22 protein-coding genes are annotated in these 25,470 nt (G+C 65.0%); 11 read left to right on the forward strand and 11 right to left on the reverse strand.

Going from position 1 to position 25,470, the window contains the following annotated elements; genetic code table 11:
• Positions 1–279 precede the first annotated feature (279 nt).
• Both trxB and AC1DE1_RS02240 read left to right on the forward strand, forming a co-directional pair.
• Positions 280–1,245: a thioredoxin-disulfide reductase gene (gene trxB / locus AC1DE1_RS02235; protein WP_477175689.1), complete on the forward strand. Its 966-nt coding sequence runs from the start codon at positions 280–282 to the stop codon at positions 1,243–1,245.
• Between the two features lie 197 nt (positions 1,246–1,442).
• Complete coding sequence (locus AC1DE1_RS02240; protein ID WP_477175690.1) at positions 1,443–2,585, forward strand: GNAT family N-acetyltransferase; 1,143 nt, start codon at positions 1,443–1,445, stop codon at positions 2,583–2,585.
• A gap of 4 nt (positions 2,586–2,589) precedes the next feature.
• Here the strand turns inward: AC1DE1_RS02240 and AC1DE1_RS02245 are convergent, their stop codons facing one another.
• Positions 2,590–3,987 (reverse strand): serine hydrolase domain-containing protein, encoded by a 1,398-nt coding sequence (locus tag AC1DE1_RS02245; RefSeq protein WP_477175691.1) that lies wholly within the window; start codon positions 3,985–3,987, stop codon positions 2,590–2,592.
• A 96-nt stretch (positions 3,988–4,083) separates the two neighbouring features.
• On the opposite strand from AC1DE1_RS02245, the gene aat reads away from it, so the two are divergent.
• On the forward strand, positions 4,084–4,818 hold the full coding sequence (gene aat / locus AC1DE1_RS02250; RefSeq protein ID WP_441603285.1) for a leucyl/phenylalanyl-tRNA--protein transferase: 735 nt from the start codon (positions 4,084–4,086) through the stop codon (positions 4,816–4,818).
• Here the strand turns inward: aat and AC1DE1_RS02255 are convergent.
• Entirely contained in the window at positions 4,800–5,438 is a 639-nt protein-coding gene (locus tag AC1DE1_RS02255) for a cysteine hydrolase family protein (RefSeq protein WP_477175692.1), read from the reverse strand. The genes aat and AC1DE1_RS02255 overlap by 19 nt on opposite strands.
• Positions 5,439–5,547: 109 nt before the next feature.
• Between AC1DE1_RS02255 and AC1DE1_RS02260 the strand changes: the two genes are divergently transcribed.
• A complete protein-coding gene (locus tag AC1DE1_RS02260) occupies positions 5,548–6,507 on the forward strand; it encodes a GlxA family transcriptional regulator (protein ID WP_477175693.1) in 960 nt (319 codons plus the stop codon).
• Positions 6,508–6,528: 21 nt separating this feature from the next.
• Here AC1DE1_RS02260 and AC1DE1_RS02265 read toward each other — a convergent pair whose 3' ends face one another.
• The 7 genes from AC1DE1_RS02265 to ispG form a co-directional block, all read right to left on the reverse strand.
• Positions 6,529–7,632, reverse strand: coding sequence for a glutathionylspermidine synthase family protein (locus AC1DE1_RS02265; RefSeq protein ID WP_477175694.1), 1,104 nt, complete (start codon positions 7,630–7,632; stop codon positions 6,529–6,531).
• A 3-nt stretch (positions 7,633–7,635) separates the two neighbouring features.
• The gene (locus AC1DE1_RS02270) at positions 7,636–8,097 is read right to left on the reverse strand and encodes a DUF1190 domain-containing protein (protein WP_477175695.1); all 462 of its coding nucleotides are present in this window, start codon (positions 8,095–8,097) and stop codon (positions 7,636–7,638) included.
• A gap of 6 nt (positions 8,098–8,103) precedes the next feature.
• Positions 8,104–8,505 carry a DUF350 domain-containing protein gene (locus AC1DE1_RS02275; RefSeq protein WP_441603280.1) on the reverse strand — a complete coding sequence of 134 codons (402 nt, stop codon included), beginning with the start codon at positions 8,503–8,505 and terminating at the stop codon, positions 8,104–8,106.
• Positions 8,506–8,565: 60 nt separating this feature from the next.
• Positions 8,566–9,384, reverse strand: a complete 819-nt coding sequence (locus tag AC1DE1_RS02280) for an HD-GYP domain-containing protein (protein ID WP_477175696.1) — start codon at positions 9,382–9,384, stop codon at positions 8,566–8,568.
• A 101-nt stretch (positions 9,385–9,485) separates the two neighbouring features.
• Complete coding sequence (locus AC1DE1_RS02285; protein WP_441603278.1) at positions 9,486–9,782, reverse strand: DUF1905 domain-containing protein; 297 nt, start codon at positions 9,780–9,782, stop codon at positions 9,486–9,488.
• Positions 9,736–10,467 (reverse strand): class I SAM-dependent methyltransferase, encoded by a 732-nt coding sequence (locus AC1DE1_RS02290; RefSeq protein WP_477175697.1) that lies wholly within the window; start codon positions 10,465–10,467, stop codon positions 9,736–9,738. Before AC1DE1_RS02290 ends, AC1DE1_RS02285 begins: the two co-directional genes overlap by 47 nt.
• A gap of 7 nt (positions 10,468–10,474) precedes the next feature.
• A complete protein-coding gene (ispG, locus tag AC1DE1_RS02295) occupies positions 10,475–11,731 on the reverse strand; it encodes a flavodoxin-dependent (E)-4-hydroxy-3-methylbut-2-enyl-diphosphate synthase (protein ID WP_441603276.1) in 1,257 nt (418 codons plus the stop codon).
• 177 nt (positions 11,732–11,908) lie between these two features.
• Between ispG and AC1DE1_RS02300 the strand changes: the two genes are divergently transcribed.
• Positions 11,909–12,646 (forward strand): Crp/Fnr family transcriptional regulator, encoded by a 738-nt coding sequence (locus AC1DE1_RS02300; RefSeq protein WP_441603275.1) that lies wholly within the window; start codon positions 11,909–11,911, stop codon positions 12,644–12,646.
• 9 nt (positions 12,647–12,655) lie between these two features.
• On the opposite strand, the gene AC1DE1_RS02305 is transcribed toward AC1DE1_RS02300, so the two are convergent.
• Complete coding sequence (locus AC1DE1_RS02305) at positions 12,656–14,599, reverse strand: acetyl-CoA hydrolase/transferase C-terminal domain-containing protein (RefSeq protein WP_477178885.1); 1,944 nt, start codon at positions 14,597–14,599, stop codon at positions 12,656–12,658.
• Between the two features lie 118 nt (positions 14,600–14,717).
• Between AC1DE1_RS02305 and AC1DE1_RS02310 the strand changes: the two genes are divergently transcribed.
• The 6 genes from AC1DE1_RS02310 to AC1DE1_RS02335 all read left to right on the forward strand — a co-directional run bounded on the left by AC1DE1_RS02310 (position 14,718) and on the right by AC1DE1_RS02335 (position 23,767).
• Positions 14,718–16,172 carry a phospholipase D-like domain-containing protein gene (locus AC1DE1_RS02310; RefSeq protein ID WP_477175699.1) on the forward strand — a complete coding sequence of 485 codons (1,455 nt, stop codon included), beginning with the start codon at positions 14,718–14,720 and terminating at the stop codon, positions 16,170–16,172.
• 117 nt (positions 16,173–16,289) lie between these two features.
• Entirely contained in the window at positions 16,290–17,672 is a 1,383-nt protein-coding gene (xseA, locus tag AC1DE1_RS02315) for an exodeoxyribonuclease VII large subunit (RefSeq protein ID WP_477175700.1), read from the forward strand.
• 83 nt (positions 17,673–17,755) lie between these two features.
• Positions 17,756–19,399 carry an acetolactate synthase large subunit gene (locus AC1DE1_RS02320; RefSeq protein WP_477175701.1) on the forward strand — a complete coding sequence of 548 codons (1,644 nt, stop codon included), beginning with the start codon at positions 17,756–17,758 and terminating at the stop codon, positions 19,397–19,399.
• A gap of 23 nt (positions 19,400–19,422) precedes the next feature.
• Positions 19,423–20,853, forward strand: coding sequence for an aldehyde dehydrogenase family protein (locus tag AC1DE1_RS02325; RefSeq protein ID WP_477175702.1), 1,431 nt, complete (start codon positions 19,423–19,425; stop codon positions 20,851–20,853).
• A 133-nt stretch (positions 20,854–20,986) separates the two neighbouring features.
• A complete protein-coding gene (locus AC1DE1_RS02330; RefSeq protein WP_477175703.1) occupies positions 20,987–22,570 on the forward strand; it encodes an inorganic phosphate transporter in 1,584 nt (527 codons plus the stop codon).
• Between the two features lie 177 nt (positions 22,571–22,747).
• Positions 22,748–23,767 carry a TraB/GumN family protein gene (locus AC1DE1_RS02335; protein WP_441603268.1) on the forward strand — a complete coding sequence of 340 codons (1,020 nt, stop codon included), beginning with the start codon at positions 22,748–22,750 and terminating at the stop codon, positions 23,765–23,767.
• A gap of 69 nt (positions 23,768–23,836) precedes the next feature.
• Here AC1DE1_RS02335 and AC1DE1_RS02340 read toward each other — a convergent pair whose 3' ends face one another.
• Complete coding sequence (locus AC1DE1_RS02340) at positions 23,837–25,399, reverse strand: S10 family peptidase (protein ID WP_441603267.1); 1,563 nt, start codon at positions 25,397–25,399, stop codon at positions 23,837–23,839.
• Between the last annotated feature and the right edge of the window lie 71 nt (positions 25,400–25,470).

Below are 25,470 nucleotides of genomic sequence, written 5' to 3' on the forward strand. Positions count from 1 at the left end.
TGGAGCGAATGACTGATGCAAGTCGCCAGCAAACCCGAAGGATTATAACCAAGATGGGCAGGCCGTTTTCACATTCCCGCGACGCCGCGCAAGCAGACCACCTTTGCGCAGTTGCAGCAAAGTCAACGAGATACAGCCCAACCTGCTGAAAACCAGCTAACAGCCCATATATGGTGTGGATCGCCTGACCACCATGCGCCTGAGCATGGTCCACCGGCTCCACCCCTGCCCTCACCATTCACGAACATCACCGCCCACCACGGCGGATAGAAGGAACGCATGAACGCATCCACCAAGCACAGCCGCCTGCTGATCCTGGGCAGCGGTCCCGCCGGTTACACCGCCGCCGTCTACGCTGCCCGCGCCAACCTCAAGCCGATGATGATCACCGGCCTGCAGCAGGGCGGCCAGCTGATGACCACCACCGAGGTGGACAACTGGCCGGGCGACGACAAGGGCGTGCAGGGTCCGGAACTGATGCAGCGCATGGCGCAGCATGCCGAGCGTTTCGAGACGCAGATGGTGTTCGACCATATCCATAGCGTGGACCTGAAACAGCGCCCGTTCCGCCTCAAGGGCGACTCGGGCGAGTACACCTGCGACGCGCTGATCATCACCACCGGCGCCACCGCCAAGTACCTGGGCATCGCCAGCGAAGAGCATTACAAGGGCCGCGGCGTGTCTGCCTGCGCCACCTGTGATGGCTTCTTTTTCCGCGAGCAGGAAGTGGCGGTGATCGGCGGTGGCAATACCGCCGTGGAAGAGGCGCTGTACCTGTCCAACATCTGCAGCAAGGTCTATCTCGTGCACCGCCGCGACAAGCTGCGCGCCGAGAAGATCATGCAGGACAAGCTGTTCGAGAAGGCCGCGGCCGGCAAGATCGAGCTGATCTGGAACCACACCGTGGATGAAGTGCTGGGCGACAACTCCGGCGTCAACGGCGTGCGCGTGAAGGACATCAACACCGGCGCCACCCGCGAGATCGCGGTGAACGGCTTCTTCGTCGCCATCGGCCATCAGCCCAACACCGGCATCTTTGACGGCCAGCTCGACATGCACGACGGCTACATCAAGATCCGCAGCGGCCTGGGCGGCATGGCCACCATGACCTCGGTGCAGGGTGTGTTTGCTGCCGGCGACGTGGCGGACCATGTGTATCGCCAGGCGGTGACGTCGGCGGGCTTTGGCTGCATGGCGGCGCTGGATGCGGAGCGTTGGCTGGATCAGCAGGGTCCGGCGAGCTGAGTTTTTTGACCGTCATTCCGGCGTAGGCCGGAATCCAGTAGCGACCGTGTACGGTTATCGCGACAACCCATTACACGGAAACTGGATGACCAGCCTTTGGCTGTTGAACATCGCCTCCGGCCTGCGCCGGAATGACGGAATGGAAGACTGAAGTAACGTCAGGATGACGCAGTCTCTGCAGTAGCCTTTGGAGCGCCGTGATCGAAGCCCGTTTCCACGACAGCATCGAGCACATCCCCTCCGACGCCTGGGATGCGCTTCGAGCCGACGATAATCCGTTTGTCTCGCACGCCTTCCTCGCGCTGCTGGAGCGCACTGGATGCATCCGCCCCGATTGGGGCTGGCAGGCGCATCACCTTGGCCTGTATGAAGACGGCGCGCTCATCGCCGCGGCCCCGTTGTATCTGAAGGGCAACTCACACGGCGAGTTCGTGTTCGACTGGAGCTGGGCCAGCGCCTGGGAGCGCGCGGGCGGCGATTACTATCCCAAGCTGCTCAACGCCGTGCCCTACTCGCCCGTGCCCGGACCGCGCCTGCTGGCCGGCAACGACGAACGCACGGCACAACGCCAGCAAGCCTTGACCACCGCCATGCGCACCTTCGCCGAGCGCATGAACCTCTCATCCGTGCATGCCAATTTTTTGTGCGACGACGAACTGGCGGCGTTCGATAGCCCCTGGCTGGTCCGTTCCGATGTGCAGTTCCACTGGCATAACCATGCCTATGCGGACTTCGCCCAGTTCCTCGCTGCGCTCAATCACAAGAAGCGGAAAAACATCCGCCAGGAGCGCACGCACGTGGCCCGCAGCGGCCTGGCGATCGAGATGCGCAGCGGCGGCTCGCTGAGCGTCGATGAGTGGCGGCATGTCCACGCGCTTTACGAGTCCACTTTTGACGCCAAGGGCAACCACGCCGCGCTGACGCGGTCGATGTTCCTTGGTCTGCGCGACGCGCTGGGCGATGCGGTGCAACTTGCGCTGGCGCGCCATGGCGAACGCATCGTGGCGATGGCGCTGTTCCTGCAAAGCACCGACACGCTGTATGGCCGCTACTGGGGCGCCGAGGTCGAGGTGCCGGGCCTGCATTTCGAGCTCTGTTACTACCAGGGCATCGAGCATGCAATCCGTCACGGCTTGCAGCGCTTCGAGCCCGGTGCGCAAGGCGAGCATAAACTCGCCCGCGGCTTCCTGCCGGTACGCACGCAGTCGCGGCACTATCTGGTGAACAAGAGTTTTCGCGATGCGGTGAGGCAGGCGCTGCAACACGAAGCCGAAGGCATGGACGACTACGCGCAGGAGCTGATGCAGCACAGCCCCTACGCACACCTGCCGGACGCCTGATTCCCTAGCCGATGGAGATGCCAACCACCTTGCCGTCGGCATCCAGCCTCACACCGAACGGAAGGCTGTTGCCGGGGCCGAAATCGATCCGGTAGTCGTTCCAGATGCCGTCCTTGTCATGACGCTGCCCCTTGAAGATGAAGGACGACGGCTCGCCGAACGGCGACAGCTGCCTGGCCATGCGACCGGACAGGCCGGCGGCCAGCTTCGCTTTCAACTTGTCGCCGAAGGCCGAGGTGTCTTGGTCGCCGCGCTGCAATTGACTGAACGCCTTGTGCACCGCGGCCGTCGTCGCCGCATCTTCGCCAGCCGCAGGCTTGCGTGCCGTCGCAGCGATCTGCGGATACAAGGCCTCGAACGTGGCGGTCACCAGCATCTGGCCCGGCTCCGGATTGTCGCCGTTATTGGTGAAGGCAATGATCTGCACGTCCTGCTTCGGGAAATACTGATTGGATGTAGTGAAGCCGAACGAACCACCGGTGTGGCCGATGCGCGGCTGTTCATCGAGCGTGTCGATGAACAGGCCCAGGCCGTAATCCGTGCTGCCCGGCGCCGGCGTCGTCATCAGCGCGTAGTCGGCGGGACGCACGATTTTTCCGCTGCGCAGCGCCACATTCCAGCGCTCCAGCTCATCCACGGTGGAGACCAGGTTGCCCGCTGCCCAGCCGACCGTGGCATGAATGGTGGGCGCCGGCTCGAGCTTGCCATCCGTGTGCCGGTAGCCCTTGGCCATACCGGAAATCTGAGTTTCGTCGGCAACGTTATACGTGCGGGTCATGCCGGCCGCGGCCAGCAGATGCGTTTTCACATAGTGTTCGTACGATTCCTTCGAGGTGACTTCGACCACCCGCCCCAGCAGCGCATAACCGCTATTGGAATAGGACCAGCGGCTGCCCGGCGGAAAATCCAGCGGCTTGTCCTTGATGCGCGCCATGATCTGATCGAACGCGGCCGGCTTGACGGCCCACTGCTCGACGTCGGGTCCATCCAGATACTCCGGCATGCCGCTGGTATGGGAGAGCAGCTGCCCGAGCGTCACTTCCCTGGCGTGCGGCGCATCCGGCAGATAAGTCGCCAGCGTGGCGTTGATGTCGAGCTTGCCCGCTTCCTGCAGCTGAAGAATGGCCGCGGCGGTGAACTGCTTGGTAATCGAGCCGATTTCGTAGGTCGTCGATACCGTTGCGGGCGTTTTGCGCTCGCGATCGCTCAGGCCATAGGCGTGGCGGTAGACGGCCACGCCGTCCCGGTAGATCGCGAGGGTGGCGCCAGGTGTGCCCGTGCGTTGCAGCACCGCCTGAACATTGCTGTCGATCTGTGTCGACACGGCGTGATCGAGCGCAGGAGGCGAGGCCATCGCCGCGGGCGCGAGACAAACCATCCACCAGCAAAAGCGACGACGCATGCCCGATCCCTGGAGTTGTGAAAGTGAGGCATGCTAACCGCAAGCTCATGCCGGTAGCATGTACCGCAGATCCCGTATCGCCCCGACCCGCGCCCCATGATTCGATTGCCCCTGCTCGACGCGACCAGGCCCGAACACTTTCCTGATCCGCGCAAGGCATTGAACGATCCGAACGGCCTGCTGGCCTTCGGCGGCGACTTGTCGCCCCGGCGTCTGCTGGCCGCTTACGCGCAAGGCATCTTCCCGTGGTTCAACGAGGACGAGCCACTGCTGTGGTGGTCGCCCGATCCGCGCTGCGTCTTTCACACCAGCACCCTGCTGCCCAACCGCACGCTTCGACGCCGGCTGGCGCAGGTGGACTGGCGGGTTACGGTGGATCATGCGTTTCGCGACGTGGTGGAAGCTTGCGCCGCGCCACGCCCCGGCCAGAGCGGCACCTGGATCGTGACGCCCATGATCGACGCGTATGTGCGCCTGCACGAGATGGGTCATGCACACAGCGTGGAAGTGTGGGAGCACGACCGCCTGGTGGGCGGCATCTACGGCATCGCCGTGGGCCGGTTGTTCTGCGGCGAATCCATGTTCAGCCGCGAAAGCGGCGGCTCGCGCCTGGCGCTCACGGCACTGGCGAAACTGCTGCGCGCCTGGGACTTTCCCTGGATCGATGCCCAGGTGACCAATAGTCATCTGATGCAATTGGGCGCGGTGGAATACCCCCGCGCCCAATTCCTGCGCACCGTGGCCCAGTTGTCGCATCTGCCGGGGCAGCCCGGCAGCTGGGCCTCGTTCACTGCCCTGGCACAGTTGACCGATCAGGCCGCTGCGGGCTGACGCGCCCGCGCCGCCTGATACGAAGCGAGGATGTTCTCGCGCACCGGCGGCTCACCATCGGCCAAGACCTGCAACCACTCGTCCGTGCTCAACACGGCGGCGAACCGCGACTGCAGCACCACGCTGAACACGCGGTGGATCTCCTCGGCGCTCGCATGGCCGGCGCGATTGGCGTAGGAGACCGCACCCGATGCGTCCTGCACGAATTCCACGTTGATGCCGCGATCGAAGGCATGCTTGATGGTGGTGTCGTTGCAGTTGTGCGTCATGTAACCAACCACCGTCAGCGTGTCGATGGCGTGCTGCTCCAGCCATGCGCCAAGGCCCGTGTCGCTGAAGGCGCTCGGCAACGGCTTGCGAAACAGCGCGTCGCGATGGCGGCGCTCGATCTCAGGATGCAGTTGCCAGCCGTCGCTGCCGTTGGCGAACGCCGGCGCATCGGCTGGTGAATCCTGCTGGATCACGATCACCGGCACGCCGGCCGCGGTGGCCGCATCCATGATCCGCGTGATGCGCGGCAGCGACTGGGACGACGGCGGATATTCGATCTGCAAGTTGCCCGTGAAGTACTCGTTCTGCACATCGATCACGATGAGGGCACGGCGCGGGTGAATCGACATGGCACAACTCCTTGGGTTGGGATGCGTGCATGGTGCGTTGACGGGCACTTGCCAACGAGTGGCCCGAAGGACAACTATCGATGGTATCGGGCCAACAGGAATCGAAGTCATGCGCACGATCCGCGTCGCCGTGGTTGCCTTCGAGGGCATCCTCCCCTTCCATCTCTCCGTGCCTTGCGCGGTGTTCCAGTCGCCCACGCCGGAAGGTGCCTCGCCGTTCCGCCTGCGCGTGTGCTCGGCCGAAGGCGAGCAGATTTCGAGCGCCGCGGGATTCACCATTGGCACGGCTTACGGACTGGATGAACTGGGTCGGTCGGACATCATCATCGTGCCGTCCTGGCGCGATCCGGATGAAGTTCCTCCCGCCGCGTTGCTGCAACACCTGCGCAAGGCCGCCGCGCGCGGCAAGCGTGTGGTCGGCTTGTGCATGGGCGCGTATGTGCTCGCCCATGCCGGCCTGCTCGACGGCCGCCGCGCCACCACCCACTGGGCCTGGGCGGAGCCGATGATGGAACAGTTTCCAAAGATCCAGGTGGACGCCGACGTGCTGTACGTCGACGAAGGCAATATCGTCACCTCCGCCGGCGCGGCGGCCGGCATCGACTGCTGCCTGCACCTGGTGCGCCAGCTGCTGGGCGCCGAAGTCGCCAATCGCATTGCGCGCCGCATGGTGGTGCCGCCGGTGCGGCGTGGCGGGCAAGCGCAATTCATCGAGAAACCCGTGGCCGAGGCGCCGGCCGACCGCCGCATGGCGCGCCTGCTGGAACATGTGCAGCGCCATCTGCACGAAGCGCACGATCTGGACGCCATCGCCGCCAAGGCCGCCATGAGCCGGCGCACGTTCACCCGCCACTTCCGTCAATTGACCGGAGGCAGCTTCGGCGATTGGTTGTTGTCGCAACGACTGGCGGAGGCGCAACGCCTGCTGGAAACCACGCGGCGCCCGCTGGAACGCATTGCTGCCGACATCGGCCTTGGCTCGCCCGTCACGCTGCGGCAGCAATTCCAGCGCGCCTATCGCGTATCGCCGGCCAACTATCGGCGCACCTTCAGCGCGCCCCGCGAATAAGGCACCGCCGCGGTCGACGGCTCAGCGAAACAGATGCGGCACGAAGCAGCTGGTGTTGCGCGTGATGGCATCGACGTCCTCGCGCATGCCCATGCCCACGGCCCGATCGCCGACCACCCATGAGCCCACCAGCGCATGTCGCCCATCGAACACCGGCAGCGGCGCGAATGCCTGATAGATGCAGGGCTCGGCAGTCGGGCCACCGGCATCGTCCCGGCCCAGCACCACCACGCCTGCGCCTTCCCTGCCCCAGTACGGCTTGCGCACCACGGTGCATTGAATATCCGCACGACGGCGGCTGGCGGGCAGCAGATTCGGATGATGGGGAAAGTATTCCCATAGCAGCGGCAGGATCGCCTTGTTCGACAACACCATCTTCCAGGCCGGCTCGAACCAGCGCAGGCGCGTCTGCGGCAAGTGCTCGGCGAACGGCTCGGCCAGCATCCATTCCCACGGATAGAGCTTGAACAGCCGCTCGATCGGGGCGTTGTCCAGATCGATGAAATCCTTGCCTGACCAGCCGATCTGCTCAATGTCCAATGCGGTGGTGCGATGGCCGGCCTGCATGCATGTATCGATCAAGTAGTCGCAGGTCAGCGCATCTTCGGCGCTGTCGTAACACGCGGCGAAGTGTACGCGCGAAGCGTTGGGCAACCCGCCCCAGCGCTCGACCAGCGCTTCATGGATGGAGTTGAACTGGTCGGCATCGCTGGCGACATCCTCCAGCCAGTACCACTGCGCCACCGACGCCTCGAACAGTGCCGTGGGCGTGTCGGCGTTGTATTCCAGCAGGCGCGGCGGCGAGTTGCCGTCATAGGACAGGTCCATGCGCCCGTACAGCGCTGGCTCGCGATCCCACCAGCTGCGCTCGATCAGCGTTGCGGCGCGATCGCCCAGACCCAGATCGGCATAGCGCCCCGTTCGCACTACGCGATCGACGGCCTCAAGGCAGAGCGCATGCAACTCGTTGGTGGCCGCCTCGATCTCGTCGACTTCGTCCGCCTCGAAGGCGTAACGCACATCCTCGCGCCAGTAGGGCTGGCCGTCGATGGTATGGAAGCTGAAACCCAGCGACTCCAGTCGCTGCTGCCAATCGCTGCGCGGCACGCTGGTTTCGCGTTGCATCGATCAGCTCGCCCGCGCCGAAACGCGCCCGGACGAGCCGAAGCCGCCGCGCGTGCCGAGCTCCACACTGGAAGGCGCGCTGAAGGATGCGACGCTGCCCGGCGAACTGCGCATCCGCCCCGGCCCCGGATCCTGCGCGCCACCGGCACCACCGCTGCGATACCAGGGACCGTAGTAGTGCAGGCCGCCCGAGCCGCTCACCGACGTATCCATCTCGCACTGCCCGGTGGAATAGTCGTGCACGCAGTCTTCGTAGCTGCCATAGCGATTGCGCTGCACATCCTGGCCATGCCCCAGCACGGACAAACCCACCAGGGTGGCGCTGCCAAGCGCTATCAACGGTACCGCCAGCGAGCGCTTCTGGTTACGCGCAGGCAGGGGACGGAACGTCGCGTCGGGACGTTGCGGCGGCTTCACGCCCACACGAAGTCCACGCAAGGGATCGTTCTTGTCGAAGTCGCTCATGGCCCGTCACCAGGTCATCGCTGCAGCGTTGATCAGGCCAACGGCGATGGCAACGACGGCTGCAAAGATGGCGACGGCGCGGTTGTCTTCCTCGATCTGGGTGGCGAGGTTGCGAATGAGCAGATGGATCGCCTGGTGGGCAAGCCACTGCACGATCAACGCCACCAGTCCCCATAGCGCCAGATCGACCAGGTTCACGCTATGCGCCATGGCGCTGGCCAGGGGCAGCACGAAACCGGTCAGCGCGCCGCCGAGACTGATCGCCGCGGCCTGGTTGCCGTGGCGGATCAGCACGATCTCGCGCTGCGGCGTGAGCCAGATATGGACGGTGCAGAACACCACGAGAAAAAGCACACCCAAACCAAAATACGCTGCAAACGCGGGCAGCGTCGAAAGATCCGGCAACATAACGTCCCCTGTCCAGCCCATCCCGGGCGTCCGCGGCAGTGTAGCCCGCTGGGCCCTGCCTCAGTCCAGCTGCAACTGCTCCAGTCCGATCGCCTTCAGTTCGTCATAGTGATCCAGGAACAGCCTCACGATGCCGGGGTCCAGTTGCCCGCCCGCGGCATTGCGCAGGTAGTCGATCACTTCCGGCTCCGGCCACGCCGGCTTGTACACGCGCGGAAAACTCAAGGCATCCCACACATCGACCACACTGAAGATGCGCGCGGCCAGCGGAATCTCTTCACCGCGCAGGCCACGCGGATAGCCGCTGCCATCCCAGCGCTCGTGATGCGCATAGGGGATGTCGATCGCAGGCCGCAGGAAGGCAGTGCGCATCAGCAGGTCGCGTCCGAGCACGGTATGCGTGCGCATCAACGTCGTTTCTTCCGGCGTCAGCGGGCCGGGCTTGATCAGCACCGCATCGGGCAGCGCCAGCTTGCCGATGTCGTGCAGCAAGGCGCCGAAGCGCAAATGACGAAGCGCATCCCCCTCGAGTCCGACGCGACGGGCCAGCGCGACCGTCATGCGCATGACCCGTTCGGAATGATCGCGCGTCTCCTTGTGGCGCACGTCCATCGCCGACACCAGCGCGCGCAGCGACTGCTCATTGCCGCTGAACAGCTGATGGTTGAGGCGATCCATGCGGCGAACGGTGCGGTCGATCAGCCAATACAGGAGCGCCCCCGTCACCAGCACATACAGCGACCCTTTGAGGGTGTGCAGCAAGCTGAGGGTGCGCTCCTCGAGGTTGAGCGAAAGCAGCAGGCGGTCCGAGAAGAGCACCCACAACAAGGCCACCGAGACATAGATGGCAACGATGCGAACTTGGGGTTTGACCGTCACTGACACTCCTGCACGAGCCGCTACCGTATCGTCGGCGCGCTCTCCACGGGCCCGAGCATACCGTCCGGCAGTTTGCCAAGTTGCCGCACGGCGCACACTACTCAGGCATCCTCAGGCTCGATCAGCACGTCGACGAACTGGCCGGCGACGAGCCCGACCACGGCCGCATAGGATTCCTCCAGCTGCAGCCAGAAGGTGCCGGAGCGCTCGACCACGGCGCCGCGGAAATCGCGTCCGTTGACGCTGCCGCGCACGCGATGCCCGTGGCCGCATTTCCATAGCGGCCTGGCGGGTGTCGACCATTGGCTGACCGGATCAAACGGCAGCGGCACCAGCCACGGCCGCTGGTGATCATTCTGTACGGTGGCGCGAAACGCTACGGCGCGATGCCTGTTCATCCCCGTCCCCCTGACGTGCCCCTGCCAAGAAGATAGCGGACGCGGGCCGTCCAGTGTGAGGATGAATGGGCTCCTGAAGGCTTAGCAGGGTCAACCCGGCTGCCTCCAGGGTCGAAACCCAGCTGCCCAGGGTGCGGAAATACCAGGGCGCAGGCTGCTCGAAGCCCTCGCCGCAGCCCACCCAGGAGCCTTCGCGCCAGCCGTCGGCATAGGGCTGCACATCGGCCGTCAGGGGATGCAGGGTCTGGATCAGCAGCACGCCGCCCGGCTCCAGCAGCGCAGGCACCGCCGACAGCAGCGCGTCGACCGAGGCGCCGCCCAGCAGGGAGAAATTGCACACGACCACGTCCGCGCGCTCGGTCAGCGCACCCGCGGCCACCTCCTCATAGGAGATCACGCGGAAGTCGCCGCCGCCCTGCGCCTGCGCCGCTTCCACCAGGGAGGGAATGGCATCGACGCCCACTACCTGCACGCCTTCGTGGGCGAGCGTCCACGCCAGCCAGCCTTCGCCACAGCCGAGGTCGATCACCGTGCGTGGCGAGCGCGACAGCACGGCTTCCACGATGGCCTGGTCGGTGACCAGCTTGCGGCTGGCGATGCGCCCTTCCCGCACGGCACGTTCCCAGGCCTGCGCGTTGGCGTGCCATGCATCGAGTATCAGCGCCTCACTCGAACCGGCTGCCATGGACAGCTCAGCCGGCGCGGCTGGCGTACTTGCTGGCGACGTAGTTGTCGAGGATGCCGATGAACTCGCTGGCGATATGCTCGCCGCGCAAAGTCATGGCCTTCTGGCCGTCGATGAAGACCGGCGCCGACGGCGCCTCGCCATTGCCTGGCAGCGAAATGCCGATATTGGCGTGTTTGGATTCGCCCGGTCCATTTACCACGCAGCCCATCACGGCCAGTGTGAGGTTTTCCACGCCGTCGTACTTCACGCGCCACAGCGGCATCTGTTCGCGCACATGATCCTGCACGGTGCGCGCAAGCACCTGGAAGAATTCGCTGGTGGTGCGGCCGCAGCCCGGACACGCGGTGACCAGCGGCGTGAACGCGCGCAGGCCCATGGTCTGCAGCAGTTCCTGCGCCACGATGACTTCGCCCGTGCGCGACGCGCCGGGTTCGGGTGTGAGCGAAATGCGGATGGTGTCGCCGATGCCTTCCTGCAGCAGCACCGCAAGCGCCGCCGACGAGGCGGTGATGCCCTTGGAACCCATGCCGGCTTCGGTGAGTCCGAGGTGCAAGGCGTAGTCGCAACGCTCGGCGATATCGCGATACACCGCGATCAACTCCTGCACGCCCGACACCTTGCACGACAGGATGATGCGATCGCGCGCCAGGCCGATGTCCTCGGCACGCTTGGCCGAATCCAGCGCCGAGCGGATCAGCGCTTCGCGGGCCACGTGCGAGGCATCCCAGGGCTGGGCGCGCTGATGGTTTTCGTCCATCAGCATGGCCACCATGCTCTGGTCGAGCGAACCCCAGTTGGCGCCGATGCGCACGGGCTTCTCGTAACGCAGTGCCATCTCGATGATGGAAGCGAACTGGCTGTCTTTCTTCTTGCCGAAACCCACGTTGCCCGGATTGATGCGGTACTTGGCCAGCGCTTCGGCGCAGGCCGGCTCCGCTTCCAGCAACTGGTGACCGTTGTAGTGGAAGTCGCCGATGATCGGCACGTCCACGCCCATCATGGCCAGCTTGTCGCGGATGCGCGGCACCGCCGCCGCCGCCGCCGGCGTATTCACCGTGATGCGCACCAGCTCCGAACCGGCGCGCGCCAGCTCGGCGATTTGCTTGGCGGTGCTGGCCGGGTCTTCCGTATCGGTGTTGGTCATCGACTGCACCACGATGGGTGCACCGCCGCCCACCGTGATCTTGCCGATCTTGACGCCGACGCTGGGGCGGCGCGAGGCGGACTGGGCGTGACGCGGGGTAGAAGTCGAGTCGCTCATAAGCAGGTCATGGTTCTGGGGCGGCAACAGACCAAGGATACCCGAACGGCCGGGGGCTCCCTAGCAAGCGTCACACGGGTGGATGCGATGCGGCAAAAACGCGCATTGGAACCACTCCTATGACTTGAACGAGGATCATAAAGCCATGCCCCACGCACGACACAGGAGTGCCCTCCCATGCTTCAGACTCATCGCCAGGACGGCGCCCAGCGCATGGCTCCCTCGCCATCCTGCGCCGGCTGCGGTCACGCCGCCGTCTGCCAGGCCAGCGGCTACGACCGCCCCGAGCTGTCAGGATTGCGTCATATAGCTGAACGCATCGGGCCGCTGCGTACCGGCGAATACCTCTATCGCCCGATGTCGCCATTCCGTGCGCTCTACGCGGTGCAGACCGGCATGGCCAAGACCGTGGCGGTGGACGTGGCCGGCCGCGAGCAGGTACTGGCCTTCCACCTGCCGGGCGAAATGATCGGACTGGACGCCATGGAGCGCGAAGTCCACGACAACGCCGTGGTGGCGTTGGGCAAGACGCAGTTCTGCCGTTTTCCTTACCCCGCCGTGCGCCATATGGCCAGCCTGCAGCCGGAGGTGCCGTGGCATCTGGTGCAGTCGGCCAGCCAGCGCATTTCGCGCCTGCAACTGAGCAGCGGCAACTACATGGCGGAGGAGCGCTTTGCGGCCTTCCTGGTCGATCTGCGCGACCGACGCGTGATGCTCGGCCTGCCGGCCGACTATCTGCCGCTGCCGATGTCGCGCGCGGATATCGGCAACCATCTGCGCCTGACCACGGAAACCGTGAGCCGCCTGCTCGGCCGCCTGCGCGAGCGCGGTTGCGTACGTGCCGATCGCCAGGGTCTGCACCTGCTCAACCTGCCGGCTTTGCGCGAACAGGGTTTGTCGCTGTTGATGCATTAAGCGGAAAACTCAGGCCGTCCTGCGCAAGGCGGCCTTGAGCACACGTTGCTGCAGGCGGTCGGCGAGACTGCCGGGGCGAGCCAGCCCCATGCGATCCAGCGCTTCGTCCTCGCCACCGACCGGCGCTCCCGGCGCCATCGCTGCACGGAAAATTTCAGCCTTGCCGCGCCAGGTGCCGCCACGTAGCTTCAGCCACTGCAAAGCTGGCAGCAGTCGCTGCTCCACGTCGGTGAAATCGCTGCCGAACGGAAACGGCGGCAGCAGGTTCTTCGCCTGCCACGGCGCCAGCGCTTCCTTCAGAACCTCGGGCCGGTTATCGCGCCAACGCTCGGGCACCTGAAAATCGGCCGCGAGCTTGCCGTGCGATTTCGCTTCCGCACACAAGGCATCGATGAAGCGCGCATCGGTGATGGAAAGCATCGCCTCGATGCACTCGCTGTCCGTCTTGGCGCGCAGATCGGCCACGCCGTATTCGGTGACGAACAAGTCGCGGAGGTGACGCGGAATCGTGGTGTGTCCGTAGTTCCAGCGGATATTGGTTTCAACACCGCCACGCCCCTGCCGCGTGGAGCGCAGCAACAGGATGGAGCGGCCATCGGCCAGCTCATGCGCCATCGCCACGAAGTTGTATTGCCCGCCGACGCCACTGACTACTTCGCCGTCTTCCAGGCCATCGGAAACAGCCGAGCCGAGCAGGGTCGCCATCATGCAGGTGTTGAAGAAACGCGCACCGCGCCGCTGCAGCGAGGCGAGCATCTGGTGATCGCCGTACAGTTGATTGACGTTGGAGACGCGGCACATGTCCAGCGCATCCGGATCGCTCGCATCGAGTTCGGCCAGCCAGCGATAGAGCTCACGCGTGCCTAGGAAAAAAGCGCCGCGCAGATAATGGCCGCCCGGCGTTTCAGGTGAAAGCCGGCCGCAGGCGGCAGCGCGTTCCATCGCCATATTGTCCCAGGCGCGACGCTTGAGGATGCCTGCACGCTGCAGGTGCATGAAGCCATCCATCACCATTTCGCTGGCGCCGTACAGGCCTGCGCGCAGCGGCGCGAGGCCGCCCATGCGTGCTGCCAGGGCGTGCGTGCCGCCGCGCGGATCGAGCGCCACCAGGGCCCGTCGCCACTGCGTGTTGTCTTCCTGCCGCCAACGCAAGCCATAGACCAGCGCATCGGACAAAGCGCCAATGCCGATCTGCAGGCAACCGCCGTCGCGCACCAGCGCACTGGCGTGGATGCCCAGCGCGTATTCGACCAGGTCGATCGGCTGGCGCGGCACGGCAAACAAGGGCGGCGCCGTCGCGGTGTGCAGTTCGACGTCGAAGTAATCGCGCTGCACTTCCGCATGGCCGGTGATGTACGGCAGGTCCGGATGCACGACGGCCACGCACAAGGGGCGCGGCTTGCCCGACTGCACGACGCGATCGATAAAGTCGAAGGTCAGGTCCGGATTGCAGGAAAGGCTGTAGCGCACGCCCTCGGGCGTTTCACGCCGCGCTACCAGCTGCACGAGCAGATTGATGTCCTGCACGGCAAGATCGCGCGCCACATGGGTGTAGTTCTGACTGATGTAATTGCGCTGTGCGCCACCCGCATGCAGGAGCGCACCCGACTGCATGTAGAACTCGTGCACCGCGACATTGGACGGCAACTGGTTGCGTGCCTGGTCGACGGCATATTCGGGGTCCACGGCGTCGGCGCCGAAATGGCGCTCCGAGAACGGTCCCACAAATCGCGCTTCCAGCCCGGGCGCTGGGCGCGGGCGGGTCAGCGACAAGGCCGTATAGAGGGCCAGCGAGCGCGACGTATCCGCCTTGGTCAACCGGTAAAGCGCGTTCAGCAGTTCATGTGGCTTGCCCAAGCCCAGCGGCGCGGCGACGCGCAGATCCGGGCCGATCCGCTCAGCGATCTGCTGCGCACACGCCTCGGCGTCGGTATGGCATTGCTCAGGCGACATGGAGCGAACATGACAGAGAATTCATGGGAGCGACATGACCGGATGATGGAGCGTATTGGTCGCATGGCCCAAGTGAATGCGGCTTGAAGAAGACCCGCCGGCATGCCCTACTGACGCCATGAACCGACCCACCGCATCCACCCATGCACGCCTGCTGGCCGAGCAGGCGTTGAGCCGAGCCGCTGGCGCGCCCCTGATGGGGGGCAACCACGCCCGGTTGCTGATCGATGCCGCCGCGCATTACGAAGCCTGGCTGGCTGCCATCCGCGGTGCGAAGGAGCGCGTGCTGCTGGAGAACTACATCATTCGCGACGACGCGGTCGGACAGGAGTTTCGCGAAGCGCTGGTGGCGTGTGCGCAACGTGGCGTGTTCGTGGCGGTGGTGTATGACTGGCTGGGCTGCAAGGGGCAGTCGCGCGATCGCTTCTGGGCGCCGTTGCGCGCTGCCGGCGGACAGGTGCGCTCCTTCAACCCGCCGCAGCTGGGCAAGCCGTTCGGCTGGGTGAGCCGCGATCACCGCAAACTGCTCGTGGTCGACGGGCAGCATGGTTTTCTTTCCGGCGTGTGCATCAGCGAGAAATGGCTGGGCGATCCGTCGCAACAGGTGGACCCCTGGCGCGACACCGGCGTGGCCCTGCGTGGCCCGGTCGTCGCCGAACTGGAGAACGCCTTCGTCGAAAGCTGGTCGAGCATCGGCACGCCGCTGGGCGCGTTCACGGCTGCGCCTGTTGCCGGCGAGGCCGGTTCGGTGGCCTTGCGCCTGATCGCCACCCAACCGCAAACCGCCGGCATGTACCGCCTCGACCAGCTGATCGCCGCCATGGCGCGCGAGCGGCTATGGCTGACGGACGCCTACTTCGTTGGCATCGCTCCGTATGTGCAGGCATTGGCAGCGGCCGCTCGCGATGGCGTGGACGTGCGGCTGCTGGTGCCCGGCAGCAGCGATATCCCCGTGGTGGCGGGCATGTCGCGTTCGGGTTACCGCCCCCTGCTGAAAGCCGGCGTGCGCGTGTTCGAGTGGAATGGCTCGATGCTGCACGCCAAGACCGCCGTGGCCGATGGTCTGTGGTCGCGCGTGGGTTCATCCAACCTCAACGTCGCCAGCTGGTTGAGCAATCGCGAGATCGACGTGGCGTTCGAAGACACCGATTTTGCCGAACAACTGGCGACGCAGTACGAGCGCGATCTTGAGAACGCCACCGAGATCGTGCTGGCACCCAGCCGCTGGCGGCGCCAGGGCGAGCATGTGCAAAGCCATACCCGGCCTGCGCAGCGTCCCCGCCATGTTGGCGGCAGCTCGGGGCGTGCGGCCGCCGGCGCGCTGCGCATCGCCAATACGGTGGGCGCCGCGCTGACCGATCGGCGGGTGCTGGGCGACACCGCGTCCGGGCCGCTGATCATCGGCACCCTGGCGCTTGCAGTGATCGCCGTGGTGGCTATCCTGTGGCCCGCCGTGATTGCCTGGCCCTTGGGTGTAGTGGCCGCATGGTTCGCGCTCAACTTCGGCATCCGGGCCTGGCGCACGCGGCGTCGGCACCAGCAGCTGGCCGGCGAGCCGGATGATCAAGCATGAACTTAAGCAGAACCATATAGATAGACCGCATGCCTGAGTCCCAGGCTGCGCTAAGTGACCCAAGCGGATGTAATCCCTGCATTCGCCAGCCGGAACTCATGTTAGGCTCACCCCTTCATGCGCTCGCCAGATGACACCAGCAACGACCAGGCCGGTCCGCCGCGCCACATCCTCACGCCCAGCACGCTCAACCGGCTGGTGCGGGACCTGCTGGAAGATGCGCTGCCGCTGATCTGGATCGAAGGCGAGCTGTCCAACGTCGCCCGCCCCGCTTCCGGACATATCTATTTCACCCTGAAGGACGCCGGCGCCCAGGTGCGCTGCGCCATGTTCCGGCCCAAGAGCACCTGGCTGAAATTCCGCCCCGCCGACGGCATGCATGTGCTGGTGCGGGCACGGGTGGGCCTGTATGAGCCGCGCGGCGAATTTCAGCTGGTGGCCGAACATATGGAGCCCGCTGGCGAAGGTGCCTTGCAGCGCGAGTTCGAACAGCTCAAGGCGCGCCTGGATGCCGAGGGCCTCTTCGACGCGGCACGCAAGCGTGCCCTGCCCCGTTACGCGCGGCGCATCGGCGTCATTACCTCGGCCACGGGCGCGGCCATCCGCGACGTACTGAGCGTGATGTCGCGACGCTGGCCGCTGGCCGAGGTCGATGTACTGCCCGTACCCGTGCAAGGTCGCGAAGCGCCGCCAGCCATCGTGCAGATGTTGCGCAAGGCATCGAACAGCGGGCGCTACGACGTGCTGTTGCTGACGCGCGGCGGCGGATCGCTGGAAGATCTCTGGGCCTTCAACGACGAACAGGTGGCGCGGGCGATCTATGCCAGCGCCGTGCCGGTGGTGTCCGCGGTCGGTCACGAAATCGATTTCAGCATCGCGGACTTCGTGGCCGACCTTCGGGCGCCTACTCCCTCGGCCGCAGCCGAACTGCTGGTGCCCGATGCGATCGCCCAGCGTCGCCATCTGCAGCAACTTCAGCAGCGACTGAGCACGCTCGAACAGCGTCGCCTGCAGGCGCGCATCCAGCGGGTGGACCACTTGCTCGCCCGCCTGCAGGCCCAGCGCCCGCAGGCACGGCTGGCGCGCGATCGCGAACGACTGCTGCATCTGCATCGGCGCCTGCTCGGCGTGCAGCGCGAACAATCGCAGCGGCGACGCAATGCGCTGGAGCGCACCCATGCGCGACTGCTCGCACAACATCCGCGACTGCGCCTGATGCTGATCGAGCGTCGCCTCGGCGAGTTGCGTCAGCGCCTGCTGAGCACCATCGAACGCAGGATGGAACGCGAACGCCTCAACTTGCGACAAGCCGGCCGCGCCCTGCATGCGATCAGCCCGCTGGCCACGCTGGAGCGCGGTTATTCGATTATTTTCGATGCAAACGGCGCGGTGGTGCGATCGTCCAAAGGTATCGATGAAGGCACGCCGCTACGCGCACGACTTGCCGATGGCGAGCTGCCCCTGGTCGTGCGCAAGGATGATTCCACCAGCAAACGCTAGCCGCGTCCCGGGTGCGTCGCCGCCTCACGCGACGTGAACGATCCCTGCCGCATGCTCAGCGCCTTCAGCACGAGGAGCGAGGCATGAAGGCGGCGCAACTGTTCGTGAAAGCACTGGAAGCCGAGGGCGTGCACAGCATCTTCGGCGTGCCGGGCGAAGAGAATCTCGACTTCGTCGAAGCACTACGCGACTCCTCCATTCGCCTTATCGTGACTCGCCATGAGCAGGCCGCTGGATTCATGGCCGCCACCTGGGGACGACTCACCGGCGAAGCCGGAGTCGCCCTTGCGACCTTGGGGCCCGGCGCCACCAATCTGGTCACTGCCGCTGCCTACGCCCAGCTCGGCGCCATGCCGATGATGATGATCACCGGACAGAAGCCGATCCGCGAGCACAAGCAGGGCTTGTTCCAGCTGGTCGACGTAGTCGACATGATGCAGCCGCTGACCAAGTACACACGCCAGATCGTATCGGCCCAGACCATACCGGCCCGCATCCGCGAAGCCTTCCGTCGCGCCGAGGAAGAACGTCCCGGGGCTGTGCATCTGGAGCTGCCGGAAGACATTGCGCGCGACACCGTCGAAGACGCCGTCCTGCTGCCCACCGAATATGCGCGCCGCCCTGCACCGGACGATGCGGCACTGGTGCAAGCCGCCGAAGCGATCACCCGCGCGAAGCATCCCATCCTGATGATTGGCGCTGCCGCGAACCGGCAGCGCACGACCGTGGCGCTGCGCGACTTCATCGACAAGCTGGGCATTCCGTTCTTCACCACCCAGATGGGCAAGGGCGTGGTCGATGAAGATCACCCGCTCTGGCTTGGCAATGCGGCGCTCTCCGATGGCGATTTCGTCCATCGCGCCATCGATGCCGCCGACGTGATCATCAACGTTGGCCACGACGTGGTGGAAAAGCCGCCATTCTTCATGCGCAAGGGCCGCCGCACCGTCATCCACATCAATTTTTCCAGCGCGGAAGTGGACGCGGTCTATTTCCCGCAGATCGAAGTGGTAGGCGATATCGCGCACACCATCGAACGCCTCACCGATGCGCTGCAGGCGCAGGAGCACTGGGACTTCGGTTATTTCGATCGCGTGCGCGACGCTTTCCACAGGCAACTGGAAGACCACGCCTGCGACAACCGTTTCCCGATGCACCCGGTGCGCGTGGTCGACGACACGCGTCGCTTCATGCCCGACGATGGCGTGCTATGCCTGGACAACGGCATGTACAAGCTGTGGTACGCGCGCTATTACCGTGCGCGCCAGCCCAACACCGTGCTGCTGGACAATGCGCTCGCCACCATGGGCGCCGGCCTGCCCTCGGCGATGGCGGCCAAGATGGTCTATCCCGAGCGCAAGGTGCTCGCCATCTGCGGCGATGGCGGCTTCATGATGAATGCGCAGGAGTTGGAAACCTGTGTGCGCCTGAAACAGGACCTGGTGATCCTGCTGCTGCGCGATGACGCCTACGGCATGATCCGGTGGAAGCAGGCCGAGATGGGCTACGCCGACTACGGCATGGTGTTTGGCAATCCCGATTTCGTCGCCTTTGCCGAAGCGCACGGCGCACGCGGCCATCGCCCCGGCAGCGCCGAGGAATTCCTGCCCACGCTGGAACGCGCTTTCAACGCCGGCGGTGTACACCTGATCGATCTGATGATCGACTATTCCGATAATCACCGCATTCTCAACGAAGAAATTCCCAAGCTCAGCGCCGCCGTCTGAGCATCCACGGATCGGGGTCATCCATGCTTGCCAAGAGTTATCCGTATTACCTCGCCAACCAGCCGCAGACGTCCAAGGAAATGATGGACGTGCTGGACAAATACAGCGGCAAGGTCGCCACGCGTGTGTGCGTACCCGATGCCAAGGCCACCGAGAAAGCCATCGCCGCCGCGGTGAAAGCCACCCGACCCATGCAGGACTTCAAGCCCTGGGCGCGCCAACAGGTGTTGCAGCACTGCGCGCAGCGCTTCCAGGAGCGACGCGAAGAACTGGCCTATGCGCTGTGCGTGGAAGCAGGCAAGCCGATCAAGGATTCCGACGGCGAAGTACAGCGCCTGATCGAGACCTTCACCATCGCTGCCGAAGAAGCCGTGCGTACCAATGGCGAAACGATCAACCTGGAGATCGCCAAGCGCCTGGACGGCTATCACGGCTACACTAGGCGCGTGCCCCTTGGACCGGTGTCTTTCATCACGCCGTTCAATTTTCCGCTGAACCTGGTGGCGCACAAGGTCGCGCCGGCCATCGCCGCCGGCTGCCCTTTCGTGCTCAAGCCCGCCGAGCGCACGCCGATCGGCGCGCTGATCATCGGCGAAGTGCTGGCCGAAACCGATTTGCCCAAGGGCGCGTTCTCGGTGCTCACGCTCGATGGCAAGCATGCCAATCCGCTGGTGGAAGATCCGCGCTTCAAGCTGCTCTCCTTCACCGGCAGCCAGATCGGCTGGGATCTGAAAGCCCGCGCCGGCCACAAGAAAGTGACGCTGGAACTCGGCGGCAACGCCGCGTGCATCGTCGATGCCGACCAGGGTCCACAGATGGACTATGTGATCGACCGCCTGGTGTTCGGCGCGCTCTATCAGTCCGGCCAGAGCTGCATCAGCGTGCAGCGCATCTACATCCACGAGTCGCTGTATGACGAAGTGAAAAAGCGCCTGGTGGCCGCCGTGAAAAAGCTCAAGGCCGGCGATCCAAAAAAGAAAGACACCTTTCTCGGCCCGATGATCGACGAGGCAGCTGCCGAACGCCTGCAGGGCTGGATCGAGGAAGCGCGCAAGGCCGGCGGCAAGCTGCTGTGCGGCGGCAAGCGCAACGGCGCCATGCTCGAGGCCACGCTGATGGAAAACGTGCCCACCAGCGCCAAGGCCTATCGCAACGAAGCGTTTGGGCCATTCGCCCTGCTCGCGCCCTTCAAGAAATTCGACGAGGTCGTGGCCTTGGTCAACGATTCGGAATACGGTCTGCAGGCCGGCATTTTCACCGACAGCCTGGCCCACGCCATGCGCGCCTGGAACGAGCTGGAACAAGGTGGCGTGGTCGTCAACGACGTGCCGAGTTTCCGCGTCGACAACATGCCCTATGGCGGCGTGAAGCTGTCCGGCATCGGCCGCGAAGGCATCCGCTGGGCCATCGAGGACATGACGGAAGTGCGTCTCATGGTGATGCGCGAGCGCTGATTTCCCGATTCATCCGACCAGCCGCCGCGCCCTTGCGTTGATCGATGCAGGCGCGGCGGACCGCCCTCTGACTGTCACGTATCTGTCTTGCGCCAGTGCTTAGCTTGCGGGAGACCGACACCGAGGGCATGTCATGCAGACCGAAGCCGCAGTCGTCTCCGCCGCACCAGCACGCCAGGGATCGGGTCGACTGTTTGCGCTGATCTTCGGGGTGATCCTGTTGATCGGCGCCGGTTATGCCGGACTCCATCTGGTGCAGGACCTCTCGGCGGTCCGCTCCCAATCGCTGGCACCGTTTCTCCTGCTCGGCGTCGCGCTGTTGATCGCGCTGGGCTTCGAATTCGTCAACGGTTTCCATGACACCGCCAACGCGGTGGCCACCGTGATCTACACCAACTCCATGCCGGCCAATATGGCGGTGATCTGGTCGGGCGCGTTCAACTTTCTCGGGGTGTTGCTGTCCTCCGGCGCGGTAGCTTTCACCGTGGTCTCGCTGCTGCCAGTGGAGCTGATCCTGCAGGTGGGTGGACAGGCGGGCTTCGCCATGGTGTTCGCGCTGCTGATCGCGGCGATCCTGTGGAATCTTGGCACCTGGTATTTCGGCCTGCCCAATTCCTCGTCGCATACGCTGATCGGTTCGATCATCGGTGTCGGCCTGGCCAATCAGCTGATCTCCGGTCACAGCGGCACCAGCGGCGTGAACTGGGATGCCGCCATGAACGTGTTCCGCGGCCTGGTGTTTTCGCCCATCGCCGGTTTCCTGCTGGCCGGCCTGCTGATGTACCTGTTGAAGGCGCTGGTGAAGATTCCCGCGCTCTATCGCGCCCCCGAAGGCAAGAAGCCGCCGCCGTGGCCGATCCGCGCCCTGCTGGTGCTCACCTGCACCGGCGTGAGCTTCAGCCACGGCTCCAACGACGGCCAGAAAGGCATGGGCCTGATCATGCTGATCCTGATCGGCACGGTGCCTACCGCGTACGCCTTGAACGGTGCGGTGTCGGGTGGCGAGGTGAAGACCTTCCACCAGGTGTCGGTGGATACGCAGCATGTGCTCGGCAGCCTCGCCGGCAGCGTGACCTTCGACGGTGACCCGCGCGCCGTCATCACCACCGCCGTGCAGCAGCGCACGGCCCAGCCCAGCACGGCGCCTGCGCTGGCTCAGCTGATCGCGCAGATCGACCATGAAGTCGGCAATCGCACCTCGCTCAAGTCGGTGCCGCCGGAACAGATGGGCAACGTGCGCAACGACATCTACCTGGCCAACGCCGCCATTCCGCTGGTGCTGTCACAGCCGGGCCTCAGCAAGGAACAGACTGCCACGCTCACCAGCTGGCGCGGACTGGGCACGCAGGCGATCCAGTTCATCCCGCCCTGGGTGAAGGTGGCCGTGGCGCTCGCGCTCGGCCTTGGCACCATGGTGGGCTGGAAGCGCATCGTGGTGACGGTGGGCGAGAAGATCGGCAAGGAGCACCTCACCTATGCGCAGGGTGCGTCCGCCGAACTGGTGGCCATGACGCTGATCCAAGCGGCCGACATGTACCACCTGCCGGTCAGCACCACCCACGTGCTCACCTCGGGCGTGGCCGGCACCATGGCGGCGAACGGTTCGGGCCTGCAATGGGCCACTGTGCGCAACCTGCTGATGGCCTGGATCCTCACCCTGCCCGCCTCGATCCTGCTGGCCGGCGGCCTGTACATTGTCTTCCGCCAGGTCTTTTGAGCGTTTAGGTAGCTAGGGCGTCGTTTCGGCGCCCTCCGGAGTGCACCGACCGTCCACGCCGGATGGCCATGGCCGCCTCCGCGCACCGCATCGGGCGTCGCAAGCACGGCTATCATGGCAACAGGGAGCCCGCCTTGGCGGGCTTTAGCCGTCGCGTCCTTTCAAGGAGCTTGCCGGATGCACGCAAGAACTGCCTTATGGCTTGGCGCGTTGCTGTTTATCAGCGGCGCGCAGGCGCAGAACATCCCCACCCCCGCCGCCACGACGCCCGCGCCAGCGGCCGCAGTCGACTTGCAGACGGTGACCGTACGCGGCGAGCAACCCGGCCCTGAGTTATGGGAAGTGCGACGCGGCGACCATGTGTTGTGGATCGTCGGCACGCTGTCGCCGCTGCCCAAACACGCCGAGTGGCAATGGACCAAACTGGAGGAAGCGCTGGGGCGTTCCTCCGAACTGCTCGAAGCTCCTTCGGCCCGCCTGAAGATGCCGTCGAGCCTGTTTTCCCGGCTTGCCCTGCAGCCGTCGGCCAAGCTCAATCCGGGCGGCGCCACCTTGCAGCGCCTGCTGCCGCCGGAGATGTATACGCGCTGGCTGGCGCTGCGCCATCAGTATCTGCAAGACGACGATGCGCTGGAATTCATGCGCCCGATGATCGTCGCCCAGCAGCTTTATGAGAAAGCGCTGGCCAAGGACGACCTGAGCAACGAGATCGACGTGGCCGCCATGGTGGAGAAGCTCGCGCGCAAGCATGGCAACCGCGTGATCGCCGTGCGCTACGAACTGCTGGTCACCCGGGCGCCGCCCAGTACCAGCATCGACCAGGACCAGCAGAATGGCATCGCCTGCCTGGACGAGACCATGCAACTGGTCGAGCACGACATGCCCAAGCTCACCCAGCGCGCCAACGCCTGGGCCACCGGCGACATGAAGACCCTGCAGAGCCTGATGCCGCAAAAGAACTACGAGCCCTGCATCGTGTCGGCCATCAACGGCGATTTCGAAAAGCAGCTCAATATTCCCGACCTGCCCCAGCGCATCGAGTCGGCCTGGATGAATGCCGCTGAGGCCGCGCTGATCCGCAACCGGCAGACGGTCGCCGTGCTGTCGATGGAGCAGTTGCTGTCGACGGATGGCTATCTGGCCAAGCTCAAGGCGCGCGGCTACATCGTGCGCCAGCCGGACAACACACTGCTCTGAGTCTGGCCGGCGCAAAGAAAAGGCCGCGCTCCTTTGGGAAGCGCGGCCCGCTCTGGTGCATCGATAAGCTTACTTGCTGCTGCGGTAGAGCGTGGCAGCGTCGGCCTTGAACGATTCGGCACTGCCCGGACGGCTGTAGAACATATGGCCGCCCGGATAGACCGCCAGCTTCACGCGCTGCGCCTGGCCGAACGTCGGCATCTGGTCGATGATCAGACGCGAGGTGAAGAACGGGCACGACAAGTCGTTGTAGCCATGCACGATCAGCACCTTCATGTTCGGATCGTTGCCGATCGCCTTGCGCAGGTCCGCCACCGGCTTGTCGTCGGCGTTACCGCGGTCCCAGGCCTTGTTGACGGCGTACGACAACGCTTCGTAGTGCGCGTCCGTCTTCCAGCCCACCTCGCGCGTCACGAAATCCACCATCGCGCTGGTGGTCGGCGCCAGCAGCGCTTCGAGAATCGGATCGCCCGACTGGCGATCGGCCGAGCCCGGGAACGGATCGAAGGCGGTGACGTTGGAGTCGTACACGCTGCCGATCTTCTTGTCGTTGCGATGGATTTCGCGCAGGTAGGTGGCGATGTCGACACGGCCATCCAGTCGCGACACCACGGCCGGATCCAGGCCCGTATACGCCGACACCTTCTGCACCATGCGACCGATCGCGCCCGGGTCCGAACGGCCGGCCAGGAAGTCGGTGACGAACTGCGTGCGCACATAGGTCTCGACGTCGTTCATCGCAGCCGGCGTGAGCTTGCCCTGGCTTTCCAGGCGCGCCGCGGTCATCGACGGCAGGTTGATCATCCACGGCAGCGGCGACAAGGCATCGCCATCGCCGATGGCGGCCGGATCGAGATACGGCGACACCATCACCAGGCCGTTCACGCCCACGCCCATGCGCGTCTGCAGCTCATAGCCGATACGCGGGGCGCGATAACCGCCGTAGCTCTCGCCCATCACGTACTTGGGCGCGCGCAGGCGGCCGTGCTTGACCAGCCAGTCGTACACCACGCGCGACAGATACTTGATGTCGGCTTCAGTGGAGTAGAAATCCTTCTTGGTCTGCTCGTCGTCTTCCAGCGAACGCGAGAAGCCCGTGCCGACCGGATCGATGAACACCAGGTCGCTCATGTCGAGCCAGGTGTTGGGATTGTCCTTGGTGATCGCCGCATCGGACGGCGCATCGCCATCCACGCCAAACTGGATGCGCTTGGGACCAATGGCGCCCATGTTGAGGTACACCGACGACGCGCCCGGACCACCGTTGAAGGCGAAGGTCACCGGACGATGCGGGTCGTTGCCCGGCACCACGTACGAGGTGTAGACCACGTCGGCGATTTTCTTGCCCTTGGCGTTGCGCACCTCGATGGTGCCGACGGTCGCCTCGTAGGACAGCGTACGGCCGCCCACGCGCACGCTCTGCTTGATGGTCTTGTCGGCGGGCAGCGGCGGCAGATCGCTGTCGGACTTCTTGTCGGCGGCTTCGGCCGCGGGCTTGGCATCCTTGCCTTCGGCCGCCATGGCCGACCACGGCGACAAGGCCAGGCCCAGCGCGAACACACCCGCTGCGCACCACGCAGCTCCACGCCCCACACGGGCGAAACGACCTCGTACAGCCAAATCAGGATTCATCGACACTCTCACGCAGGGACTCATGGGACTCGACCGGCTATCGCGCGGGCGAAACACCATAGATGCGTCAT

It is taken from the genome of Dyella sp. 05T440, from assembly GCF_056395965.1.

Coding starts and splice junctions, on each gene's coding strand:
- AC1DE1_RS02330 (WP_477175703.1), top strand. CDS start 20,987: ATGCAGACCGAAGCCGCAGTCGTCTCCGCCGCACCAGCACGCCAGGGA.
- AC1DE1_RS02260 (WP_477175693.1), top strand. CDS start 5,548: ATGCGCACGATCCGCGTCGCCGTGGTTGCCTTCGAGGGCATCCTCCCC.
- ispG (WP_441603276.1), bottom strand. CDS start 11,731: ATGAGCGACTCGACTTCTACCCCGCGTCACGCCCAGTCCGCCTCGCGC.
- AC1DE1_RS02245 (WP_477175691.1), bottom strand. CDS start 3,987: ATGCGTCGTCGCTTTTGCTGGTGGATGGTTTGTCTCGCGCCCGCGGCG.
- AC1DE1_RS02340 (WP_441603267.1), bottom strand. CDS start 25,399: ATGAATCCTGATTTGGCTGTACGAGGTCGTTTCGCCCGTGTGGGGCGT.
- trxB (WP_477175689.1), top strand. CDS start 280: ATGAACGCATCCACCAAGCACAGCCGCCTGCTGATCCTGGGCAGCGGT.
- aat (WP_441603285.1), top strand. CDS start 4,084: ATGATTCGATTGCCCCTGCTCGACGCGACCAGGCCCGAACACTTTCCT.
- AC1DE1_RS02255 (WP_477175692.1), bottom strand. CDS start 5,438: ATGTCGATTCACCCGCGCCGTGCCCTCATCGTGATCGATGTGCAGAAC.
- AC1DE1_RS02300 (WP_441603275.1), top strand. CDS start 11,909: ATGCTTCAGACTCATCGCCAGGACGGCGCCCAGCGCATGGCTCCCTCG.
- AC1DE1_RS02285 (WP_441603278.1), bottom strand. CDS start 9,782: ATGAACAGGCATCGCGCCGTAGCGTTTCGCGCCACCGTACAGAATGAT.
- AC1DE1_RS02310 (WP_477175699.1), top strand. CDS start 14,718: ATGAACCGACCCACCGCATCCACCCATGCACGCCTGCTGGCCGAGCAG.
- AC1DE1_RS02320 (WP_477175701.1), top strand. CDS start 17,756: ATGAAGGCGGCGCAACTGTTCGTGAAAGCACTGGAAGCCGAGGGCGTG.
- AC1DE1_RS02305 (WP_477178885.1), bottom strand. CDS start 14,599: ATGTCGCCTGAGCAATGCCATACCGACGCCGAGGCGTGTGCGCAGCAG.
- AC1DE1_RS02335 (WP_441603268.1), top strand. CDS start 22,748: ATGCACGCAAGAACTGCCTTATGGCTTGGCGCGTTGCTGTTTATCAGC.
- AC1DE1_RS02325 (WP_477175702.1), top strand. CDS start 19,423: ATGCTTGCCAAGAGTTATCCGTATTACCTCGCCAACCAGCCGCAGACG.
- AC1DE1_RS02275 (WP_441603280.1), bottom strand. CDS start 8,505: ATGTTGCCGGATCTTTCGACGCTGCCCGCGTTTGCAGCGTATTTTGGT.
- AC1DE1_RS02265 (WP_477175694.1), bottom strand. CDS start 7,632: ATGCAACGCGAAACCAGCGTGCCGCGCAGCGATTGGCAGCAGCGACTG.
- AC1DE1_RS02270 (WP_477175695.1), bottom strand. CDS start 8,097: ATGAGCGACTTCGACAAGAACGATCCCTTGCGTGGACTTCGTGTGGGC.
- xseA (WP_477175700.1), top strand. CDS start 16,290: ATGCGCTCGCCAGATGACACCAGCAACGACCAGGCCGGTCCGCCGCGC.
- AC1DE1_RS02290 (WP_477175697.1), bottom strand. CDS start 10,467: ATGGCAGCCGGTTCGAGTGAGGCGCTGATACTCGATGCATGGCACGCC.